At 50.1% G+C, this 20337-nt stretch carries 16 protein-coding genes and 1 pseudogene; 11 read left to right on the top strand and 6 right to left on the bottom strand.

The window, feature by feature from the left end; translation table 11 throughout:
• Nucleotides 1-46 precede the first annotated feature (46 nt).
• The 8 genes from IEY53_RS23960 (at nucleotide 47) to IEY53_RS23925 (ending at nucleotide 9727) form a co-directional block, all read left to right on the top strand.
• Nucleotides 47-2251, top strand: a complete 2205-nt coding sequence (locus IEY53_RS23960) for an MMPL family transporter (protein ID WP_189029533.1) — start codon at nucleotides 47-49, stop codon at nucleotides 2249-2251.
• 251 nt (nucleotides 2252-2502) lie between these two features.
• Nucleotides 2503-4494, top strand: a complete 1992-nt coding sequence (locus IEY53_RS23955) for a serine hydrolase domain-containing protein (protein ID WP_189029532.1) — start codon at nucleotides 2503-2505, stop codon at nucleotides 4492-4494.
• Nucleotides 4495-4660: 166 nt separating this feature from the next.
• Nucleotides 4661-5218 carry an RNA polymerase sigma factor gene (locus tag IEY53_RS23950; protein ID WP_229696313.1) on the top strand — a complete coding sequence of 186 codons (558 nt, stop codon included), beginning with the start codon at nucleotides 4661-4663 and terminating at the stop codon, nucleotides 5216-5218.
• Nucleotides 5200-6333 (top strand): hypothetical protein, encoded by a 1134-nt coding sequence (locus tag IEY53_RS23945; protein WP_189029528.1) that lies wholly within the window; start codon nucleotides 5200-5202, stop codon nucleotides 6331-6333. Before IEY53_RS23950 ends, IEY53_RS23945 begins: the two co-directional genes overlap by 19 nt.
• 92 nt (nucleotides 6334-6425) lie before the next feature.
• Nucleotides 6426-7298, top strand: a complete 873-nt coding sequence (locus tag IEY53_RS23940) for a hypothetical protein (protein ID WP_189029526.1) — start codon at nucleotides 6426-6428, stop codon at nucleotides 7296-7298.
• 231 nt (nucleotides 7299-7529) lie between these two features.
• Complete coding sequence (locus tag IEY53_RS23935; RefSeq protein ID WP_189029524.1) at nucleotides 7530-8240, top strand: ABC transporter ATP-binding protein; 711 nt, start codon at nucleotides 7530-7532, stop codon at nucleotides 8238-8240.
• Nucleotides 8241-8242: 2 nt separating this feature from the next.
• On the top strand, nucleotides 8243-8980 hold the full coding sequence (locus IEY53_RS23930; protein ID WP_189029523.1) for an ABC transporter permease: 738 nt from the start codon (nucleotides 8243-8245) through the stop codon (nucleotides 8978-8980).
• A 15-nt stretch (nucleotides 8981-8995) separates the two neighbouring features.
• The gene (locus IEY53_RS23925; RefSeq protein ID WP_189029522.1) at nucleotides 8996-9727 is read left to right on the top strand and encodes a MerR family transcriptional regulator; all 732 of its coding nucleotides are present in this window, start codon (nucleotides 8996-8998) and stop codon (nucleotides 9725-9727) included.
• Nucleotides 9728-9744: 17 nt separating this feature from the next.
• On the opposite strand, the gene IEY53_RS35250 is transcribed toward IEY53_RS23925, so the two are convergent.
• Nucleotides 9745-10251 (bottom strand): MFS transporter, encoded by a 507-nt coding sequence (locus IEY53_RS35250; protein ID WP_229696312.1) that lies wholly within the window; start codon nucleotides 10249-10251, stop codon nucleotides 9745-9747.
• 91 nt (nucleotides 10252-10342) lie between these two features.
• Nucleotides 10343-10930: pseudogene (locus IEY53_RS36140) on the bottom strand (MFS transporter); the annotation flags it as partial.
• Nucleotides 10931-11423: 493 nt separating this feature from the next.
• Between IEY53_RS36140 and IEY53_RS23915 the strand changes: the two are divergent.
• Entirely contained in the window at nucleotides 11424-11792 is a 369-nt protein-coding gene (locus IEY53_RS23915) for a helix-turn-helix transcriptional regulator (protein WP_229696310.1), read from the top strand.
• A 353-nt stretch (nucleotides 11793-12145) separates the two neighbouring features.
• Here IEY53_RS23915 and glpK read toward each other — a convergent pair whose 3' ends face one another.
• From glpK to IEY53_RS23895, 4 genes are read right to left on the bottom strand one after another with little or no spacing between them, the layout of a single operon-like run.
• A complete protein-coding gene (gene glpK, locus IEY53_RS23910; RefSeq protein ID WP_189029520.1) occupies nucleotides 12146-13666 on the bottom strand; it encodes a glycerol kinase GlpK in 1521 nt (506 codons plus the stop codon).
• A 12-nt stretch (nucleotides 13667-13678) separates the two neighbouring features.
• The gene (locus IEY53_RS23905) at nucleotides 13679-14614 is read right to left on the bottom strand and encodes a transketolase family protein (protein ID WP_189029517.1); all 936 of its coding nucleotides are present in this window, start codon (nucleotides 14612-14614) and stop codon (nucleotides 13679-13681) included.
• 2 nt (nucleotides 14615-14616) lie between these two features.
• Nucleotides 14617-15462 carry a transketolase gene (locus IEY53_RS23900; RefSeq protein WP_189029516.1) on the bottom strand — a complete coding sequence of 282 codons (846 nt, stop codon included), beginning with the start codon at nucleotides 15460-15462 and terminating at the stop codon, nucleotides 14617-14619.
• A gap of 42 nt (nucleotides 15463-15504) precedes the next feature.
• A complete protein-coding gene (locus IEY53_RS23895; protein WP_189029515.1) occupies nucleotides 15505-16968 on the bottom strand; it encodes an L-fucose/L-arabinose isomerase family protein in 1464 nt (487 codons plus the stop codon).
• A gap of 306 nt (nucleotides 16969-17274) precedes the next feature.
• Between IEY53_RS23895 and IEY53_RS23890 the strand changes: the two genes are divergently transcribed.
• Together IEY53_RS23890 and IEY53_RS23885 are read left to right on the top strand one after the other, a co-directional pair.
• Nucleotides 17275-18321, top strand: coding sequence for a LacI family DNA-binding transcriptional regulator (locus IEY53_RS23890; protein ID WP_189029514.1), 1047 nt, complete (start codon nucleotides 17275-17277; stop codon nucleotides 18319-18321).
• On the top strand, nucleotides 18318-20267 hold the full coding sequence (locus IEY53_RS23885) for a BglG family transcription antiterminator (RefSeq protein ID WP_189029513.1): 1950 nt from the start codon (nucleotides 18318-18320) through the stop codon (nucleotides 20265-20267). The genes IEY53_RS23890 and IEY53_RS23885 overlap by 4 nt, the downstream gene beginning before the upstream one ends.
• The last annotated feature ends 70 nt before the right edge of the window (nucleotides 20268-20337 follow it).

The raw sequence follows: 20337 nt of genomic DNA, 5'->3' as shown, positions 1-20337 counted from the left end.
AATATAGAAAAGAGAGAAAATCCGGATGTCGGGGAGGAAAAATGTAATGGCAAAATATTTATACCGGCTGGGACTCTGGTCGGCCAGGAATTCAAAGAAGGTGATTATCGGAGGGATCGGGGTTTTGCTCGCGATTGCGGTGCTGGCCTTGGCGATGGGTCCAAAGTTCAGTGAAGATATGTCGATCCCGGGCCTGAAATCTGCAGCGGCAATTGAACTCCTGAATAAGGAATTTGCCGGTCCGAAGGAAGACGGCGGACAGACCCGCATGGTCATCAAAGCTCCGGAACTGCAGACGTTGTCCTCGGAAGATTCTCAGGCAGCCATTCAGAAAGTTGTGAAAGAGATTGCGGAAGACACACAAGTGAAAGCTGTTAAGAGTCCTTATGACAATCAGCTGAGTCCGGATAAAACCATTGGGTATATGGACATAACCTATAAAACGCCAGCTGGAGAGGTTACGGATGAATCCAGAGAACACATCTCGGCTGTCGCTGAAGACATGCGGGATGCAGGCTGGCAGTCTGAATTGACTGGCCCAGCATTCTCCGTAATGAAGATCATGGGACCATCGGAAGTGATCGGCGTTCTCATTGCCTTTGTGGTGCTGTCCATTACGTTCATTTCCTTCCTGCTTGGCCTGATGCCCATTGTCACGGCTGTTGTGGGACTGGGAATCGGTCTCTTGGGGGTTATGATAGGCTCCAATATGCTAGATATCCCCTCGGTATCATTGGCACTTGCTGCCATGCTCGGTCTGGCGGTCGGAATAGACTACGCGCTTTTTATTATCTCCAGATACCGTCAGCAGCTGGCGGAGGGTTATGAGCGTTCCGAATCGATTGCCATCGCTAATGCTACTGCGGGGAGCTCGGTTGTCTTTGCGGGCGTAACCGTCATTATCGGTCTCGCCGGTCTTGCCGTTGCTCAAATTCCGTTTCTGACTGCAATGGGACTGGCTGGTGCGTTTTGTGTATTCACAGCGGTGCTAATTGCCATAATCTTTGTACCGGCTGTACTCGCAGGCCTGGGAGACCGGGTTAGTGCCCACAGCGGCAATAAATGGATGAAGCCGCGCAAAAGAGCGAACCATAGAGGCAACCGGTGGGGGCATCTCGTGACCCGTAAGCCTTGGACGATGGTCATCTTGGGTGTGGTACTGCTGGGCGCGATAGCATTGCCTTTCACCCGCATGGAGCTTGGTATGCCGGATGACGGGCAGAAGCCGACTGAAAAGACAGAACGCCGTGCTTATGATTTATTTAGTGAAGGATACGGTGTTGGTTCCCACAGTCCGCTTGTTGTACTGGCACAGGCTGACGGGGATGTTGATCTCATGGCGGGTGTATCCAGTGCACTGAAGGAACTGGAGGCACTACCCAATATAGGAACGATCTCCCCAGCGATTCCAGGCCCGTCCGGAAAGCTGGCTCTGATCAATATCATCCCTGCAACCGGACCGTCTGACATTGAAACCTCAGATCTAGTCCATGCGATCAGGGATCGGGCACCAGAGATTCTGGAACGGAGCCATGTGGAGCTTATGGTCACGGGCAGCACAGCGGTCGGTATTGATATATCGCAAAAACTGAACGATGCGGTGCCTAAATTCTGTCTCTTAATCGTCGGGCTGGCGTTTCTCCTGCTGATGGTAGTGTTCCGTTCCCTGCTTGTACCGCTTAAAGCTGTACTTGGCTTTATTCTCTCCCTAGGAGCAACGTTCGGGATTGTGGTATTGGTTATTCAGGACGGGCATATGGGCAAGCTGTTCGGTTTCCATGCACCGGGTCAGGTACTCAACTTCTTGCCAATAATCGTTGTGGGTATTCTGTTCGGTCTCGCGATGGACTATGAGGTATTCCTGGTAAGCCGGATGCGCGAAGAATTCAAACATACCGGTGATGCGAAACAGGCGGTGCTTGCCGGAATGGGCCACAGCGGCAGTGTGGTGACTGCGGCGGGGCTTATTATGATCTCTGTATTTATGGGATTCATGTTGGCTGAAGATCCGATCATCAAATCGATGGGTTTTGCTCTTGCATTTGGCATTCTGTTCGATGCCTTCGTGGTCAGAATGATGATTGTCCCAGGGGTCATGACCCTGATGGGCAAATCTGCTTGGTATCTGCCGAAATGGCTGGACCGGATTCTGCCGAACCTGGATATTGAAGGTGAGGCGGTGATGGAAGAGCTGAAGAGCCGGCGTGACGAAAAGGAAAAACTGGAGAGCTTGCAATTATCTCCGGAGTAATAACTTCATTTAGTAAAAGAAGAACACGCAGATCGGGAAATTTCCGGTCGTTGCGTGTTCTCTTTTTTTATAGTAAACCTGATAGGCATCAGGGTGTCATATCTAAGTGATGACAGTTTGTAACTGGGCCGCATGACAGGGGGTTTGCTAAGTTGGGGAGGAGGCGGACTGCGCGGTATGGCGGTGCGGCTCGAACCAATTGAACCAAGGAGGTCGTTATCATATCTATTCCTGTCAAGCTTCATCAAAAAATGTTCCGTTTCTTATTATGCGGGGGGCTGCTGTTCAGCCCGCTTCTCACCGGTTCTGCGGCGCATGCAGCCGAGGGTTATTCCCGGCCGCTGCCTGGGCCAAAGGATGGCCGGGAAGTGGAGGCTTTTGCTGACCGATTTTTCAGCCAGCCACAAATTCAGAAACAGCTCACAGGTGCTGCGGTTGTTCTTGTGAAGGAGGACCGGGTGCTGTTTCAAAAAGGTTATGGTTACGCCGATCTGGCCAAAAAGACACCGGTAGATCCCGGGAAGACGGTCTTCCGTGTGGCTTCCATCTCCAAATCATTCACAGCGACAGCCGTTATGCAGCTTGCCGAGCAAGGCAAAATCGACCTGAACGGTGAGGTCGGGGCCTATCTGGGGAACCTCAAGATTCCCAATCAGACGAATCAAAGGTTGACAATGGATCATTTGCTCACCCATACGACCGGTTTTGATTATTCGGACCCGCCTTCATCGGTTAACCGGGGCAGCAACATTGCCCTGAGTACTTTTGTTGAACAATATGTGCCGAACATCGTACGGAATCCGGGCGAGGCCTACCGCTATGATAACTACGCCTTCAATCTGCAAGGATACATTATCGAGAAAATTTCCGGCCAGCCGTTCAGCCGGTATATCAGCCAACATATTTTGGAGCCGCTCGGGATGAACAGTAGCAGCTTCTCAATAACACCGGAACAGCGGGCGTTTCTCGCCACCGCCTACACCGCCAGCAAAGAAGCCATTCCCGAATACGGATCAGTCCCGTCAGAGAGTCCGGATGGAGGTATGTTATCCACAGGGGGCGATATTGCCAAATTTATGATTGCCCATCTGAACGGAGGCAGTGCCGGCGGTGCGCGGATTTTACAGGAGCAGACGGTCCGGAAGATGCAGGAGACCCGCCATTCCATTCATCCGGGAATGCAAGGCGAGGCGTACGGCTTCGAAACCTTTTATCAAAACAGCTATAATGGCCAATCCGTTATTGGCAAAGCCGGAGACTTGCCGGGTTATCATTCATGGATGTGGCTGATGCCGGAACACAAAATCGGCGGCTTCATCGTCGTGAATGGGGATGGGGCGGATGTTAAGGAAGCATTTTTTAAGGCATTTATGGATCACTTTTATCCCAAGACAACGGTTGCCAAAAGCCAGGTGAAAACGTCCAGTTTGGACTTGGGCCGCTTGGCCGGCATTTACACAGATTTAAGAATCCCCCTCTGGACGTTCCGGGTAACGATACCAGGGGATGGGCAGCTGGAGATCAAGGATATTGGCGGCACACATAAACTCCGTGAGATTGAACCTTTATTATTTGAGGATGAGCTTGGCAATAAGGCGGGGTTTAAGGCGAACGCGAGCGGAGAGATTGCCTATTTGTACTACAATAAAGTAGACAGCTGGGCGCAAAAACGCCCGCTTCCCGAACGATTCAGCGATGTGGACGATGCCCAGCCCTACGGGGAATATATTTATGGTGTTAAGCAGCTGGGGTGGCTTGAGCCTGCCGCAGACGGCCGTTTTGAACCGGAGAAGCCAATCACCCGTGCCGAGTTTATCGTACAAGTGATGCGGGGAACCGGGATAACCCCGTCCAAGCAGTCACCTACATTCAGCGACAAGGTGGACAGCAGCTTCAGCGGTCTTGTGCAGAGCGCGATGGATATGGGATTTGTCCAAGGGCGGGGGAGACCGGAGCAACTGCTGGATCTGAATGAACCGATTACCCGGCAGGAGGCGGCTATGCTTATATGGAGAATGGCGGCCCGGCTGCAGGGACCTGTGAAAGCCCAGGCCCAACTGGCCGGAGAGACGGACAAGTGGGCTGAGGAAAGTGTGAAATATGTGGTATCCCACACGCTGTACGGTCCCGAAATCGTGCCGGACCGCAGCGGGGCGGTGAATTATCAATCGAAACGGCCGATGCTGCGCCAGGAAGCGGCGGCTCTGCTGGATCTTTTCATCAAAAAGTTGGGAACTTCCTAATTTGAATTCCGTTTCATAGATCGCCGCTCACTTCCTGCGAGGGAAGCGGAGCGGCGATTTTGTTGTAGTAAACCCGCCAATTGGGGATGAAGCGGGAAGTAAAAAAATGTCACGCAACAGACTGCTCAAGTGTTATATCTATACTGATAGCAGAAAGGAGACAATTGTGGACTCTATTGAAGAGAAGATCAAGCGGATACAGGCGGGAGAAGTTTACCTTTTTTCAGAGATTATCAGACTCTACCAACAACGGATTTACCTCTACTGCTTTCGTTTGCTGAACAACAAGGAAGAAGCCGAGGATGCGCTCCAGGACATACTCGTTAAGGCCTACCAGAATATCGGGAACTTCCAGCCCCAGGCGAATTTCACCTCGTGGCTCTACAGGGTGGCCTATCATCATTGCCTCAATCAGCTACGCCGGCAAAAGTTTCAAAATCAGCTGCAAAGATTGCTCAGACAGGATGTAACGGCTAAGAGCGCTGAACAAATAGTTGAGAATCGGCTGTTTAGTGGACCCGTCGCCTCAGCCCTGGAGAAACTGAGCATGGAGGAACGGAATCTGGTGATTTTGCGCATTTTCGAAGATAAATCATTTGCGGAAATTGGTGAAATTCTGGGTAAAAGTACGGTTACTGTGAGGAAACGGTACGAGCGGACAAGGCGCAAGCTGAAAGAAGCCATTGAGAGGAGGGAGAAACAACTATGGGCCAGGATAAATTGACCCCTGAAGAGTTGTTTCTGAAAGAGGGGGATCATTCTGCCAAGCTCCCGCTGGTTGATGTTCATGATTCTGTTATGGAAGCCATCGGGCTTGGCTATTGCGGCTTTGCCGCTGATCCGGTACCGCACCTGAAGGAGGGGAACACCCTGGATATTATGCATAAAATGGAGCCGGAAGCTAGGGCAGAGCGCCGTCGCAAGCGAACCTTGAGAAGGCGGGCAGGGGGATGGGCAGCGGCGCTGATCCTGGTTGTCTTGGTGGGAGGCGGCTATTCCCTGTTGGTCGAAGGCCCTGGGCAAACCGCCAAAATTCAGTATGAAGTGCTGCCATACGAGCCGCTTCTTGCAACGGAGGAAGGGGGGAAGGTTGTAAGATCCAACAAACCATTATTCCTTTCAGCGGAAAAAATTCCTCAGAGGCAGGAAAGCAAAGAAGAAAAGCTTTTTCGGGAAAAATATTCAGAGGCATACAAGGCTGTAGAGAAATTGTTGCTGCCCGAGGAGTTCGCTTCATACGTGCTCAGAAAGGAAAAGGCTGGGGGGGAGCCTCCTCAGATTGGCATTGTTAACCGCATGATGTTATTTAATGACTATTCCAGCTATGTTGCCAAGGCAAAGAAGTACACAGCGCCGAATTTGAAACAGCCGGAGTATATGCCGGAAGGGTATGTTTTTGACCAAGCGTGGATTCAACCTGATTTTGAGATCAAAGAGAAGGAATTGCTTGCCCTGACCGGTGGAATAAAGCTGGAAGGCGGCTACCGGGTCAGCTGGAGAAAAGAGCCTCTGGATAGCATTAATTTTGATAACTCTGGGTTGAGCTATAAAAAAGGTCAGACTATGGTGAGTATTTCGGTCAAACGCCTTAAGGAAAAAACCGGAATCGTAGAAAGCTTGCTGTGGACCAAAAATACAATCATGGAGAACATTCTGGCCAACGGAACCCAACTGATTTATATGGATCACTCCAAAAACGGGGAAATAAAATTGGGTTATAAATACAGACTTGTCTGGGCCGACCCGGAAAACAATATGTTATACAATTTGACTACCACGCCGGAGTCTTCCTTGACTAAAGAGGAGGTTATCCATATTGCTGCCGGTATGATGAACTAAGGTGCCGCAGGTAGAAATAAAGATGTCACGAATGCAGCAACATAGGTGTTATATAAGGGACTTACACAACCAGGAAGGTGGTATTTAAAAATATGCATTATAAAAAAATGCTCATTGCCATGGCCGGTTCGGCCCTGCTGTTTGGTTTAGGGTACGGCCCCGCGGGTGAGGCTGCCGCTGAGAATTCCAGTGCTCCGTCTGCGGCACAACTCTCCATCAAGGTGGAATTCAAGACGATAGCCCAGACCAGCGAAGCCTCTGCAAAAGCGAAAGCGGAGCAAAAAATGAAGAAGTTCAAGAATCTCATTGACCTGCAACAGAAAGCATTAAGTGAAACACTTAAACCCGGAGAAATCAGATATGTGTATATCAATGACAAGGAGTATCAAGCCAGTTCTGCCGGATCATCCATTTCGGGTGCAACGTATTCAATTAGGTATAATACGTACAATGAATACGTGGAGAAGTATGCTGCGGGCAATACCTCCATGCCGCTGCAGCTGCAGCAGGCCCCGGAAGGCTATAGCTTTTCCATGGCAAATATTGCTCCATATATGACGCAAAAAGAACAGGATAAGATATACCAGCAAGTGATCGCAGAGGGGAAGGCATCCGGCCAAAAAATATATGTCAAGAAATTGCAGGAGAAGCGTACTGCTGTACACTTAATCTATAAAATGGCCACAGAGAAGAACGGAATAACAGGAGTCCTCGGCATCGTTACCGAACCTGCAGGACCCAATGACAAGACGGTTGAATCCGAGCCGGTAATGGCGCAGTCGGAGAAGCTTGAGGTGGGCGGTCAAGAGGTGATATACACACCTATAGATAACATGGAATACAAGTCGGTAGCATGGATGAATCCGCAGACCCGTGTCAATTATATTATCCGGGAAACCCGTGGGCATCTGACCAAGGAGGCTATGCTTGCTTTGGCAGGGCAAATTATTGAAGCCTCGACGTAACAAGAAGGTGGCTAAGCTGCGCAAGTCGGTCATGGCATAATCAGTTGCACAACGTAAAGGTAGTATAAGGCGAAGCGATAAGGGATGTGAAAAAATAAATTCCGAGAAATCCAGAGGGATAGGATCCTTTTGGATTTTTTTTGTGCATTAAGATCGGAACCCTCCAGTAAGACACCACCCTCCACTTCATTTGATATAGTGTAAATCTAATCACTGAAATGAGGTGGGGACATGGTTTTAACCGTGAAAAATCTATGTGTTCAGTACGGAGATAAAGTTGCTGTTCAGAATTTAAGCTTTAGTGTAGGCAAAGGCGAGGTGCTCGGTTTACTTGGCGCAAATGGTGCCGGAAAGTCCTCCGCGATTGCAGCCATTTTAGGCATTGAAAAAAGTGATTTTGAAGAACTCACTGTACTTGGGAAATCGCCATTAACAGAACGAAAAGAAGTTTTTGAAGAAGTGGGTGTACAATTTCAAGAAACCAATTTTCAGGACCGCTTAACCGTAGAAGAGGCTTGTATGCAATGGCGTGCTTTATACAAAGAAACGCAACCGGTCGATGCATTACTTAGTACTTTTGGTTTATCTGATAAGCGAAAGCAGCTCATTAAGTCTCTTTCTGGCGGCGAAAAGCAGCGCTTAGCTGTGATGCTGGCACTCCTGCCGAATCCACAGATTGTCTTTTTAGATGAATTAACTACGGGATTGGATACAAAAGCACGCCGGAGACTGTGGAAGCAGCTATCCCTTATGAAAGAAAACGGATTATCCATTGTGCTCACATCTCATTATATGGACGAAGTTGAGGTTCTTTGCGATCATTTATTCATTTTAAGAGAAGGCATAACCGTTGCATCCGGTTCCGTTCAAGACATTATCCGTCTTAGCGGACAAGAAACATTAGAGAATGCGTATTTACACTTTGCAGGCGAGGAGGAGTAGAAATGACCTTATTTTGGACATTATTAAAGATTGAAGGCAAGCTTGTGTGGAAAGGGATGGATATTCTGATATTCGGGATATTATTTCCTATTATAATGGCGGCAGTTTTTGGCTTCGTTATGAGTAAAGAAGCATCTGCTGCCGGAGCATCGATGTTTGAAATATCGTACCCTGCTGTCGTTTGTATCGGGGTCCTCGCAACAGGTGTGATGGGTGTGCCGCTTACCATTGCTGACTACCGTCACCGGGGGATTTTGAAAAGATTTCAAGTCACACCAGTGTCGCCTTTGCACCTATTATTCGCACAAGTCATTATTCAGCTATCCGCTGCGTTAGTTTCATTTATTGGCGTAACCGCTGTATATACTTTACTATTTGATTATGAACTGAAAGGTTCATGGGGATTATTCCTGCTCACGTATGCGTTTGTGGTGTGCGCGATGTACAGCATTGGGATATTCATCGGCAGTTTGGTACCTGATCAAAAGTCTTCCAATTTATGGAGTTCAGTGGCTTATTTTACAATGCTCCTGTTCTCAGGAGCGACGATTCCCTATGAGATTATGCCTAAGATTGTCCAATGGGTAATGGATAGTTTGCCACTAGCGCATGGAATTCATTTGCTGAAGCAAGTGTCAATTGGAGACCCCATTCAACACGTATTCAGCAGCATTGGCATTCTTGTGCTTTGCATAGTGATTGGCCTGGGTTGCGCCATCCGGTTTTTTAAATGGAAATAAAGGAGGAGGATTCGGATGTATAGCACTAAAGAAATAGCCAGTCTTGTGAACGTACATCCGAATACCATCCGCATTTATGAAGAATGGAAGTATATTTCACCGGTCCCCAGAGCAAAAAATGGATACCGTAAATTCTCAGAGCTTCATTTATTTCAGCTTAAGATAGCGAGAACGGCTTTTCATTGTGAAATTGTGCAAGGGCATATTCGGGCCAAAGCACGTGCTATTGTTGAAGCTAGTGGAAAAGGAGATTTCAGCACAGCACTTAACCTTGCACATGACTATTTGGCTCATCTGGAAAAAGAATATCAACAGGCCTTGGAAGCCATCCGCCTGGTGGAGAAATGGATAAGCGGCACGGAGATATTATCTGATCAGACCTACACTCGAATAGAGGCAGCGGAATTATTAAAAGTATCATCTGAGATTGTACGCAATTGGGAAAGAAATGATTTATTAACGGTTCCCAGACTTCCGAACGGGCATCGCATCTATACAGAAAAAGAAATACATAGAATGAAGATCATCCGTACATTGCGGAATGCACACTATTCAATGAATGCAATCCTTCGACTGCTGAATAGAGCAGAACAATCGAAGGAACTGAGCGTTCAAGAAATATTAGATACGCCTGGAGAGAACGAAGATATTGTAACTGTCACGGATCGTTTAATCCATTCACTCGAAGAAGGAATACAACAAGCAAAAGAAGTTATTCAACTGTTGCTTCATAAACCATTATGGTGACACCAGATACTTCAGGCTTATCTATAGCCTCGAATGATCTTGAGCTTGCTGGCGGCATATAGAGCGAACAGGAGCAGCAGCAGACCAATGAAGCCCATGACTGGACCGGGAGTGAAATGATCCGAGAGGTAGGAGACAATGGTTAGACCGATCGACGGAGCCACACTCATAATTGAACCCAGTACTCCGAAAACCCTGCCCTGGATCTCTTCCGAAATTTCCAGCCTGAGGATGATATTGATCAGCAGTGTGCAGAACGAGAACATCAATCCAATCAGCAGAACGACGGGAATGGCTGTGGCCGCAGAAGTGATGAAGGATAACAGGATGTACATCGGGCCCAGACAGAGCAGACCGATCATAATGAATAATCCCCGCCGTCTGATTCTGGAACCCAGGATCATAATCAGGCCTGAGCCGATCATATAGCCGAGCGGGATACAAGCTTCCATGAGTCCGAACTGGAACGGGCTTGCCTTCCAGACGTTGACGGCCATGACCTGGGTCAGCATCAGCGAGGGCATGAAGAATAGTGAGCGTCGGTAGCATAATGATGACTGCCTTGGCAAAAGGGAATTTCCAGATATACCGTATGCCTTCCCCAAGATCCTGAATAAATTTTCTCTTCTGTTGGGGCTCAGGATTGACGCGTGTCGGCATCGGCAGGGAACGGACAACAAGAACCAGCAGGAAGGAGACCAAAAACGTGACTCCATCGAATAAAATGGCATCCGCCGCACCGAAGCTCGCTACAAAGATTCCGCCCACCGAAAAGCCAACCGTCCGGCAAATGTTCTCCGACAGGTTAAGCATTCCCACGGCTTGCTGGACATGCTCTTTGCCGACAACGGTGATAATGGAGGACTGGTAGGCAGGGGACTGGAAAAGGGCCGATACTGTGGTCAGCGCAGTAAGCACAGCCACGATAATGTAGGAAGCGGAAGGGACGGAGATGACCAGGGCGAGCGTCACTACCAGTATGCAGCTGATCAGATCCGTGACCAGCATGATTTTTCTGCGGTTGGTTCGATCCGCAAACGTTCCTCCAATCGAACCGAGCAGCGAGCTAAGCAATAGATTAATGATCGTCAGTACAGCCACCAATTTGGCGCTGCCGGTGGTCTGAAGCACCCAGAGACTGAGAGCGATACTGTGAAAAGTATTTCCGAACAGGGAAATGGAAAAAGAGCAGAGCAGCAGCATGAATTTTTTGTTGGCCCACAGTTTTGGATAAGAGTGTACCGCAGGAGCAGCCTGACTGGCTATAACGGGTTCTGACATGTTTACTCTCCTTTCAACTTAAGTGTTTAAGTTAACCGTCAAAAAAATTTAGTCTACATAATAGCAGTTATTCTCTTGCTCGGAGTAGTCAGAATGGTGCAACAGCTCTTGCATGAGTTCAAATGCAACTGTCCGTTTATCCTGCTGAATAGACGAATCCTCCTCAATTAACGGATTTCCTGTCCGCATCAGCCGCGGATAGATCGTGAAGGGACCTCATCGTGTCCGCAGAGGGACCCACGCAAAATCGCACAGTCAACAATTGTCTCTAAGCAAGCCAAATGACGATAATCTTGCCTATTGTACAACAATCCGGCATCGTAAGCTCCGAGTTGTTATTCACCCGCCAGGGTGATTTTGTTCTGGAATGTAAACAGTTTCAGTACCGGGCATCAGCAACACCTTACTGGAGGTTGTGCATGAGCTGGGTTTGACTGAACAGGTCAGGCATGATGAATCGAGCATCCTGTCCATGATTCACCAATACATCAAACTCCATTTAGCCGATGACCTGTCCCTGACCCGAATTGCCCAGAAGGTATCTCTAAATCCCTCCTACCTGTCGCGCTGGTACAAAAAAACGACCGGGAAGAGTCTATCTGATTATATCGCGGAGAAAAGGCTGGAGTTAAGCAAGGAACTGCTGCTTAGCACAGCTCTGAAAATGCATGAAATCTCAAGCCGGCTTGGTTTCAGCGACCAGCATTACTTTTTTCGTTTCTTCAAGAAAACGGCTGGCTGCACGCCGCAGGAATTCCGGGAGCAGCGAATCACCAGGAGTTAAGGGGGAATTCCGTGACTACGGTGAATGTTTGGACTTCCGGCCGGTTATGTCAAGGAATCGGACTCAGTGGCTCTTATTTGAGGCAATGAAGGTGTCTGCCCTTTTATACGGACACAGGTGCTCTTATTTCATGATCTCTAGCCCAAAACGAGGGGCAAAGGATCATTTAGCGGCTCCTGAGTCCGTTTGGCCAGAAAAATGAGCTGATTTCGCGAAATAACGCATCTCCAGTCCGACAAGTCTGTAACAGCTTATTTTGAGGTAGAGGCCCATTTATAAAAAAAAGACCATACCCGATAAAGGAGATGGTCGTATGAATGAGCTGCAATACTTCACTCGAATTTTGTTTTATCCTAAAATAAAGCGGGAACTTCGTGCTTTTGGTGCACTACTGACTGGACAGCCCGCTGCCAGCCGGTGTAATAATTGTGCCGGGTGGCGTCATCCAGCTTGGGTTCGTACGTCTCGTACGAAATCAGATGGGCTGCAAGCTGCTCCGGGTCAGACCAGACACCTGTGCCGAGCCCGCCGAGATACACCGAGCCCATGGCGGACAACTCGGCACAGGTGGAACGGTCCACCACACTGCCCAGGAGATCGGCCTGAAATTGCATAAGCCAGGCATTGGAGGAGGCGCCACCGTCGGTCCGCAGACCGAGCAGCTGGATGCCGGACTGCTGCTCAATGAATTCTACCGCGTCCCGGACTTGATAAGCAATGCTCTCCAGGGCAGCCCGGACAATATGGGCTTTGGTGGTTCCGCGGTTCATGCCGGTAATAGCCGCCCGGGCGTAAGGGTCCCAATAGGGTGCCCCCATTCCGACAAAAGCGGGTACAAGATAAACCCCGTCGTTCTCCGGTACACTTTCAACGAGTTCCTGCATTTCCCCAAAGGTTGAGAAAAGCCCTAAATTATCCTGCATCCATTTGATGCTGTCGCCTGTGGTCCGGATGACGGCTTCAAGCGCATACGTAACCTTTCCCCCGGCACCCCAGGCGATAGCAGTTACAAGCCCGTCACCGCCATCGATCGGATGGTCGCCTACATTCATCAACACAGAGGTACCGGTACCAAAGGTGGCCTTGGCAGTTCCTGGCATAAAGCAGAGATGCCCGTACAACGCGCCCTGGGAATCCCCGATCACACCTGAGATCGGCACCCTTTCCTCAAAAAGGCTGCTGTCCGCCGTATATCCGAATATGGCATCGGACGGCTTAACCTCGGGCAGCAGGGAAGAAGGGACGGCGAACATCCGGGCCAGCTCTTCATCCCATTCCAGGGTATGGATATTGAACAGCGAGGTGCGGCTGGCGTTCGTATAGTCGGTAGCATGTGTGCCGCCGCCGGTCAGCTTCCAGATCAGCCAGCTGTCCATGGTTCCTGCGAGCAGCTTTCCTTCGGCCAGCAGCTCTGCAGCTCCTTTGGCATGCCTAATAATCCAGCCCCATTTGGCGGCGGAGAAATAAGGATCGAGCATAAGTCCTGTTTTGGCGCGGATGGTGTTTTCGTGACCCGCTTGCTTCAGCCCGGCGCATAGGTCCGCAGTACGCTGGCATTGCCAGACGATGGCATTATAAACCGGCTGGCCGGTTGTCTTATCCCACATCAGCGCGGTTTCCCGCTGATTGGTAAGGGTCAGGGCGGCCAGCTCCGCCGGGTGGATGCCGGTTTGCTCCAGCACGCTGCGGGCCGCCTTTATGACATTATCATAAATTTCGAGCGGATCATGCTCTACCCAGCCGGGCTGGGGGAAGTGCTGTTGATGCGCCATTCCGCTGCGGGCGATGACTGCTCCTTCAGAGTTTACCAGGAGTGCTTTGGTGCCTGAAGTGCTCTGGTCAATGGCCAAGATATATTTCTGGTTGTGGTCCATATGCTTCGCCCTTTACTTGTTGATCAATTCGAGCGCAACCTGCTTGATATTGTCGCCCGTAAGGCCATAGTGGCGGAAGACCTCCGCTGTTGTGCCGGCAATGGCCGGTTCATCCGGGATGCCGATTACCTTCATCGGAACGGGATGATGCTGTACGACAACCTCAGCCACGGCAGCGCCAAGACCGCCGTAAATGCTGTGCTCTTCAACCGTAATAATGCGCCTCGTCTCCCGTGCCGCAGCAATAATGGCCTCTTCATCCAAAGGTTTAATCGTATGCATGTTGATGACCCGTGCGGATACGCCATGTTCGGCCAGCGCCTTGGCGGCATCGAGGGCAACACGTACGGTTTCACCGGCGGCAATGATCGTAATGTCGGAACCTTCCTGTACAATTACAGCCTTGCCTATTTCAAACGGATAATCGTCGGATTCGTATACGTCCTCGACCGGGTTGCGTCCGATCCGCACATATACGCCGCCGTCATATTTAACCAGCGCTTCGGTCAGCTTCTTCGTTTCGTGGCGGTCGGCAGGAAGCACAATGGCCAGTCCCGGTATGGCACGGGCCACCGCGATGTCCTGTACGGAGTGATGGGACATGCCGAGCGCACCGTAGCTTACGCCGCCGCTGATCCCGATCAGCTTCACATTGGTCCGCGAATAAGCGACGTCAACCTTGATTTGTTCAATGCTGCGCATGCTCAGGAAGCAGGCAGGTGAAGTGACAAAAGGTTTCTTGCCGCTATGTGCCAATCCGGCGGACATGCCTACAATGTTCTGCTCAGCAATACCGACCTCGACGAATTGCTCCGGAAATGTATCGGCAAAAGGAGCCATCGCGGCGGAACCGCGTGAATCACTGGCCAGTACCATAATATCGCGGTCGTCTTTGGCCAATTCCAGCAGTGTGTCACAGATGACTTGGCGGTTAGGAATCTTGTTCATTGTTATTGCACCTGACCTTCCTGTGTCAATTCCTCAATGGACGCGCTCAGCTCAGCCAGCGCCAGCGCCAGTTGCTCATCGTTCGGCACATGGTGGTGCCAGGCAGGAACATTCTCGGCGAAGGATACGCCCTTGCCCTTGGTCGTATTGGCCATAATCAGCGTGGGTTTGCCGGTTACTTCCGGGACGGCGCGGAATGCCTGCAGCAGTTCTTCCATATCGTTGCCGTTGATGGAAACAACGTTCCAGCCGAAGGCGGCCCATTTCTCTTCCAGCGGTTCCAGGCCCATGACTTCTTCGGTAGTTCCGCTGATTTGAAGCCGGTTGCGGTCGATAATGCCGACCAGATTATCCAGTTTATAATGGGCGCCAGCCATGGCGGCTTCCCAGTTGGAGCCTTCGGCCTGCTCACCGTCTCCCATCAGACAGAACACCCGGTAAGACCGTCCGTCCCGTTTGGCCGCCAGTGCCATGCCGACGGAAATGGGCAGACCATGGCCTAGGGCACCGGTATTCATCTCGATGCCGGGAACCTTGTTGTTCGGGTGGCCGATGAGCCGGGTGCCGAACTGGCTGTAGGTTTCCAGTTCTTCTTTGGGGAAGAAACCACGGTCGGCCAGAACACACCATAGTGATTCTACCGAATGGCCTTTGCTGGCAATGAAGCGGTCACGGTCTTCCCATTTCGAATTAGCGGGATCAATATTCATAATTTCATAATATAAAGCCGTTAAAATGTCAGTGTTACTCAAAGATCCCCCTGTATGGCCTGTTTTGGCACGGTGAATAATGGTCAGCAGATCCATCCGGATTTGTGCGGCTTTGACTTTCAATTCCTGGATTCCCATAATATCCTCCTCTGATAGATGTTAATAGAGTAGATCTATTCTTTACACTTGAAGACCTGACTGTTTAGTGCGGGCAAGATCAGAACCCCTGAGCCAGCTTTGGATTTCCTGTTCCGTAGGATCTACGGGGTCCGGCGTCAGCCCGGGGATATAATTGCAGGCCTCGTAGATGGCCGGAATAACATTGGCATGGATGCCTACGGAGTGGTGAACATAAGGACCTTTGACAAGCTTTTCTTCCCACAGCGGCCAGTCGTTCACTTCCACCCATACATAGGAGCCGCGGGTATAAGGGCCTTCGATGCCACGGGCCTTGCCAAGGAACATGGAGTATTCACCATGGTCGCCGTCGAACCGGGCAATGGTCATGCCGCCGCCGCGGATTTCGCCTTCATGGGTTCCTGGAGCGTGGTCGTCAAAGAGGAAATGCTTACGCAGCTTCGGCTTCTGCTCTACAGAAAGCGAGACAGGGAAATTTCCGCAGTGGAAAAGCAGCTCCCCGTTATCGTTTTCAGGATGGCGGATCGTAATATCCGCAAAAAAGGTTGGCAATTCATTCATTGCGGCCGCCTGCACCATAATGGAGGTAATGGCTCCATGGATGTCCGTTTCGCAGGTGACCGGAATTTGTTCATCCGTCAGAATCGCATTGGCCAGACACGGCATGATCGACATGGCCTCCTGCAGCGAAGACCAGCACTGGATAGCGATGGCGCTGCTTCCCGTCTCACGGGCAAAGGACTTCATAGCAACCTTTAAAGCGGCGATCCGTCTGATGTCATCTTCGGTCACTTCGCTGTAGTCGAGTTTTTCTTTAATGTAATCTATCGTATCCAGCAGCTCGGCGCTGCTGCCGGCAGCGATTTTCCGGGTACGGAGCTGAATATCGACAAGGGTAATCGGATGAATCTCAATGCCGAAGCGTTCAAGCAGCTCGCCCTCATTGCACATCATGGTCCAGAATGAAGCGGGACGCGGGCCGATCTGGAGAATGCGCAGGCTCTTGAACTGGCGCACGACGTTGGCTGCAGCGACAAAGTTGGTGAAGCCCCGCTCGAATACCGGATCATTCACCCGGCTGTTGGTTACATAAGTGAAGGGGACGTTGAATCTGCGCAGCACTTTGCCTGTGGCGAAAATACCGCATTGAGTGTCGCGAAGGCGCATGCCGTCCGCAAGCGGCGCTTCATCCCGCGGCCCCCAGAGCAGAACAGGCTTGCCTAGCGCTTTGCCGACCCGGGCTACCGTGTCTTCGGTACCGAAATTGCAGTGTGGAAAAAATACGGCATCGACTTCTTCTTCCTTGAACCGCTTGGCAATCAGATCCGCATTAATGTGGTCGTCGTACAGCAGACCTTCCTCGTTTAGGCCTTCGAGATCCACAATGTCAATATCCATACCAAAACTCTCAATTTGCTTGCGGATTTCTACTTTGTACTTAAAGGCATCTTCGGCGCTGAACGTAAACCGGCGCGTTGGAGCATAACCAAGCTTTAGCTTCTTCATCATCATATCTCCTCGGATTGGAATAATTCTGTCTTGCTGGAATGAGAGTGAATGCTAAACTAACAACTTTCCGTTCAGTTAAATGAACTAAACAGTAATATGATTTTCTATTACGAGGCCATAGTAACATTGGATTAAGGCAGTGTCAATGAGATATTTAGTTATTTTTAGTTAAAATTAATGAATGTTTAACTAAACTAAATGGGGTTTGTTTATAAAATTATTGCATCAAATTCTAATACGGTGTAAACTTCACGTATTCACATCGCTGTGTTTGTATCTAATTAAGAAATGGAGAATCAAGGCATGAAGATGGAGGATATCGCCAACCTGGCCAACGTATCCAAATCCGCCGTTTCGTTGGCCTTCAGCGGCAAGCCGGGAGTTGGCCCAGATACACGCGAACGTATTCTCCAGGTAGCCTATGAAGCGGGATACAGCCCCAAGAGCAGGGCGGCGGCGGTTACAAAAGCAGATAAATCGTTGCTGTTTCTTGTATGTACAAATTCGGGGATTGTCCTTGAAGAATATTATCAGCAGCCGTTTTTCAAAGAGTTGATTCAATTTATTGAAGAACGCTGCCGGCAGAAGGGGTATTCCCTGATTTTCTCGTCGGTTGATATAGAGTTTTTCCAGAGAGGTATCCAGGGGGTCGCCGATGAGAAACGCAGTACCGGAACTATTGTGCTCGGAACCAATCTGACCCGGGAGCAAATCAGGGATATTCATGCCAAGCTGCCGAATCTGATCGTGCTCGATACCTGTTTTGAGACGCTGCCTGTACAATTCATTCAGATTAATAATGTAATGGGTGCTTATAAGGCAGGGGCCTATTTGTGTGACAATGGACACACCTCGATTGGCTATGTCGCTTCCAATGTGCGGATTCATAATTTTGAGGAACGTAAACGCGGCTTTATGGCGGCACTTACGGAGCGGGGACTGAAGGTACCGGTGACAAGACAATTCTCCGTAGCGCCAACCATTCTTTCCTCTCAGGACGATCTGAAGAGGCAGCTGACCGCCTATCTGGAGAGCGGACACATTTTGCCTACGGCCTGGTTCTGCGAATGTGACTACATGGCTATCAGTGCCATGAAGACAATGAACGAGCTGGGCATCCGGGTGCCGCAAGATACTTCAGTCATCGGCTTTGATAATATTACGGAATCGCTGATTGTTACTCCGGAGCTAACGACTGTTCACGTGGATAAAGAAAAAATGGCTATTCTGGCAGTAGATCTGCTGACAGATACATTGGAGCAGGGTTCGCAGGGGACAACCAAAATTATAGTGGACACCATTTTTGTGGAACGGAATTCCTGCGCGGCAAATAGGGGGGACCTTGAATGAATTCACGCATGGTTTCGATTTTACAGCATCTGCTGGCTGCGGACACCCCTGTCAAGAGCGAGCATCTGGCAAAATTGATCCAGGTTACTTCACGCACCGTACGCAGTGACATCAGAGAGCTGGATGAGTTCCTGGCCAAGCATGGAGCATCGGTTCAACCTGTTCGCTCAAGAGGGTATGAACTGAAGATTACAGACGACAGCAGCTTTCGTATGCTGTTACAGCAATTGTTTATGAACAATGAACCGGAAGATTCGGGATCACCTGATTACCGGCAGCTTTATTTAATCAGGCGCCTTTTGCTTGCCGGAGAGTATTTGAAGCTGGAGGAGCTGGCAGATGAGCTTTATGTCAGCAAATCCACTGTTCAGAACGATTTCAAGGAGGTCAAGCAGACGTTGCTTGCCTGCGGGATTGGCATCGACAAGCGCCCGAACTATGGAGTTAAGCTGAGGGGCGATGAAGTCCGGCTACGTTTTTGCATGTCTGAATTTATCGTGAACCGCTCGGATGAAGAACGCGCCGGAGGCATAAACGATGCGCCGCGTATTGTCTCTCCCCGCGAGATGACGCTGATACGCAGCATTATTCTGGAACAGATTCAGAAGCTTGGCGTAAGCCTGTCGGATGTCGCCTTCAGCAATCTGTCCATTCACATCGCGATTGCCTGCAAGCGAATTCGTGACGGGAACCGGGTCGCGCTGCTTTCGGATGAGAAGGAAGAATTCCGGGCCGCCGGGGAATTCCGGGCCGCTGAACAGATTGTCGCGCGGATTGAACGAGAGCTGGATTTATCTTTTCCCGAAGATGAGGTGGCCTATATAGCCATGCATCTGGCCGGCAATAAGTGGTTTGCGGGGATAACCGGGGAAGAGACGGAAGAAACGGGTCCCGAGAAGCTGCTGGACCGCGGGATTTATGAGCTGGGGAAGGAGATCCTTGCTGAAATTGACAGAGGCCTGAACCTGAGAATCAGCAGGGATCAAGAGCTGTTGATGGGGATTTGCCTCCATTTGAAGCCGGCGCTGAACCGTGTCAGATACGGGATGAGTATCCGCAACCCGATGCTGGAGCATGTGAAGGGCAACTATCCCCTGGCTTTTCAGGCAGGGGTCATCGGAGCTAAGCTGATTGAGAGTAAACTCAATATTGTGATTCCCGAGGCGGAAATGGGGTACCTGGCTATTCATATCGGCGCAGCTATGGAAAGACAGCAGATGGATACCAGGCCCAAACGTTGCCTGGTCGTATGCACTTCGGGTGTAGGCAGCGCGCGTCTGCTTTATTACAAGCTAAGGAGCAAATTCGGCGAGAGACTGGAGGTTGTGGGGACGACCGAGTTTTACAAGCTGCAGCAGGTCCCCTTGCATAACATTGATTTTGTAGTAAGCACCGTCCCCATCCCACAGCCGTTGTCTGTTCCGGTGGTTGTCGTGCAGACACTCCTGGGCAGCGGGGATATGGATAACATTGATGCTTTGCTGAACGGCGAGAAGCCGTATTCCTTCCGCTACATTATGGAAGAACTTGTGTTTCTGAGACAGAGCTTCACCACGAAGGAAGAGATCATTACTTTTCTCGGGGACAAAATGTCTGAATTCGGGTTGATCCGTTCTTCCGAAGGTTTCATCGGCCTGGTTCTGGAACGGGAAAATGCCGCACCGACAGCCTATGGGAATCTGGTGGCCATTCCCCATCCGATCATTCCGCAGAGCAACCGTACGGTATGGGCGATATGTACACTGAAGTCTCCGATTGACTGGTCCGGCCGGCCGGTGCAATTTGTCTGCCTGCTCAGTATTGATAAGAGCGGCGAAGAACCACAGGCGAAAATGTATCAACATCTGATGGGGCTGGTCGACAATTCCGAGATTATCCAGCAAATGCTGGAATGCAAAACGTATGGGGAGTTTGCCCAAATTATTGTCAGACATAAGCTGTATTGATAGAACAAGGCTCTGCACCGACGATTGCCCGGATTTTCGGCCAGGCGGCGGTGCGGAGCCTTATTATTTT

Origin of the sequence: Paenibacillus albidus (assembly GCF_014644435.1) — a bacterium.
In the GTDB taxonomy this organism is placed as follows: domain Bacteria; phylum Bacillota; class Bacilli; order Paenibacillales; family Paenibacillaceae; genus Paenibacillus_AQ; species Paenibacillus_AQ albidus.
The sequence above is the reverse complement of the archived record's forward strand: the minus strand, read 5'-3'. Positions and strand labels throughout refer to the sequence as shown.

Bases quoted from the DNA above. Each gene is read 5' to 3' on its own strand.
- IEY53_RS23940 (WP_189029526.1), top strand. From the start codon at position 6,426: ATGCATTATAAAAAAATGCTCATTGCCATGGCCGGTTCGGCCCTGCTG.
- IEY53_RS23895 (WP_189029515.1), bottom strand. From the start codon at position 16,968: ATGAAGAAGCTAAAGCTTGGTTATGCTCCAACGCGCCGGTTTACGTTC.
- IEY53_RS23945 (WP_189029528.1), top strand. From the start codon at position 5,200: ATGGGCCAGGATAAATTGACCCCTGAAGAGTTGTTTCTGAAAGAGGGG.
- IEY53_RS23885 (WP_189029513.1), top strand. From the start codon at position 18,318: ATGAATTCACGCATGGTTTCGATTTTACAGCATCTGCTGGCTGCGGAC.
- glpK (WP_189029520.1), bottom strand. From the start codon at position 13,666: ATGGACCACAACCAGAAATATATCTTGGCCATTGACCAGAGCACTTCA.
- IEY53_RS35250 (WP_229696312.1), bottom strand. From the start codon at position 10,251: ATGCCCTCGCTGATGCTGACCCAGGTCATGGCCGTCAACGTCTGGAAG.
- IEY53_RS23960 (WP_189029533.1), top strand. From the start codon at position 47: ATGGCAAAATATTTATACCGGCTGGGACTCTGGTCGGCCAGGAATTCA.
- IEY53_RS23955 (WP_189029532.1), top strand. From the start codon at position 2,503: ATGTTCCGTTTCTTATTATGCGGGGGGCTGCTGTTCAGCCCGCTTCTC.
- IEY53_RS23930 (WP_189029523.1), top strand. From the start codon at position 8,243: ATGACCTTATTTTGGACATTATTAAAGATTGAAGGCAAGCTTGTGTGG.
- IEY53_RS23935 (WP_189029524.1), top strand. From the start codon at position 7,530: ATGGTTTTAACCGTGAAAAATCTATGTGTTCAGTACGGAGATAAAGTT.
- IEY53_RS23925 (WP_189029522.1), top strand. From the start codon at position 8,996: ATGTATAGCACTAAAGAAATAGCCAGTCTTGTGAACGTACATCCGAAT.
- IEY53_RS23900 (WP_189029516.1), bottom strand. From the start codon at position 15,462: ATGGGAATCCAGGAATTGAAAGTCAAAGCCGCACAAATCCGGATGGAT.
- IEY53_RS23890 (WP_189029514.1), top strand. From the start codon at position 17,275: ATGAAGATGGAGGATATCGCCAACCTGGCCAACGTATCCAAATCCGCC.
- IEY53_RS23905 (WP_189029517.1), bottom strand. From the start codon at position 14,614: ATGAACAAGATTCCTAACCGCCAAGTCATCTGTGACACACTGCTGGAA.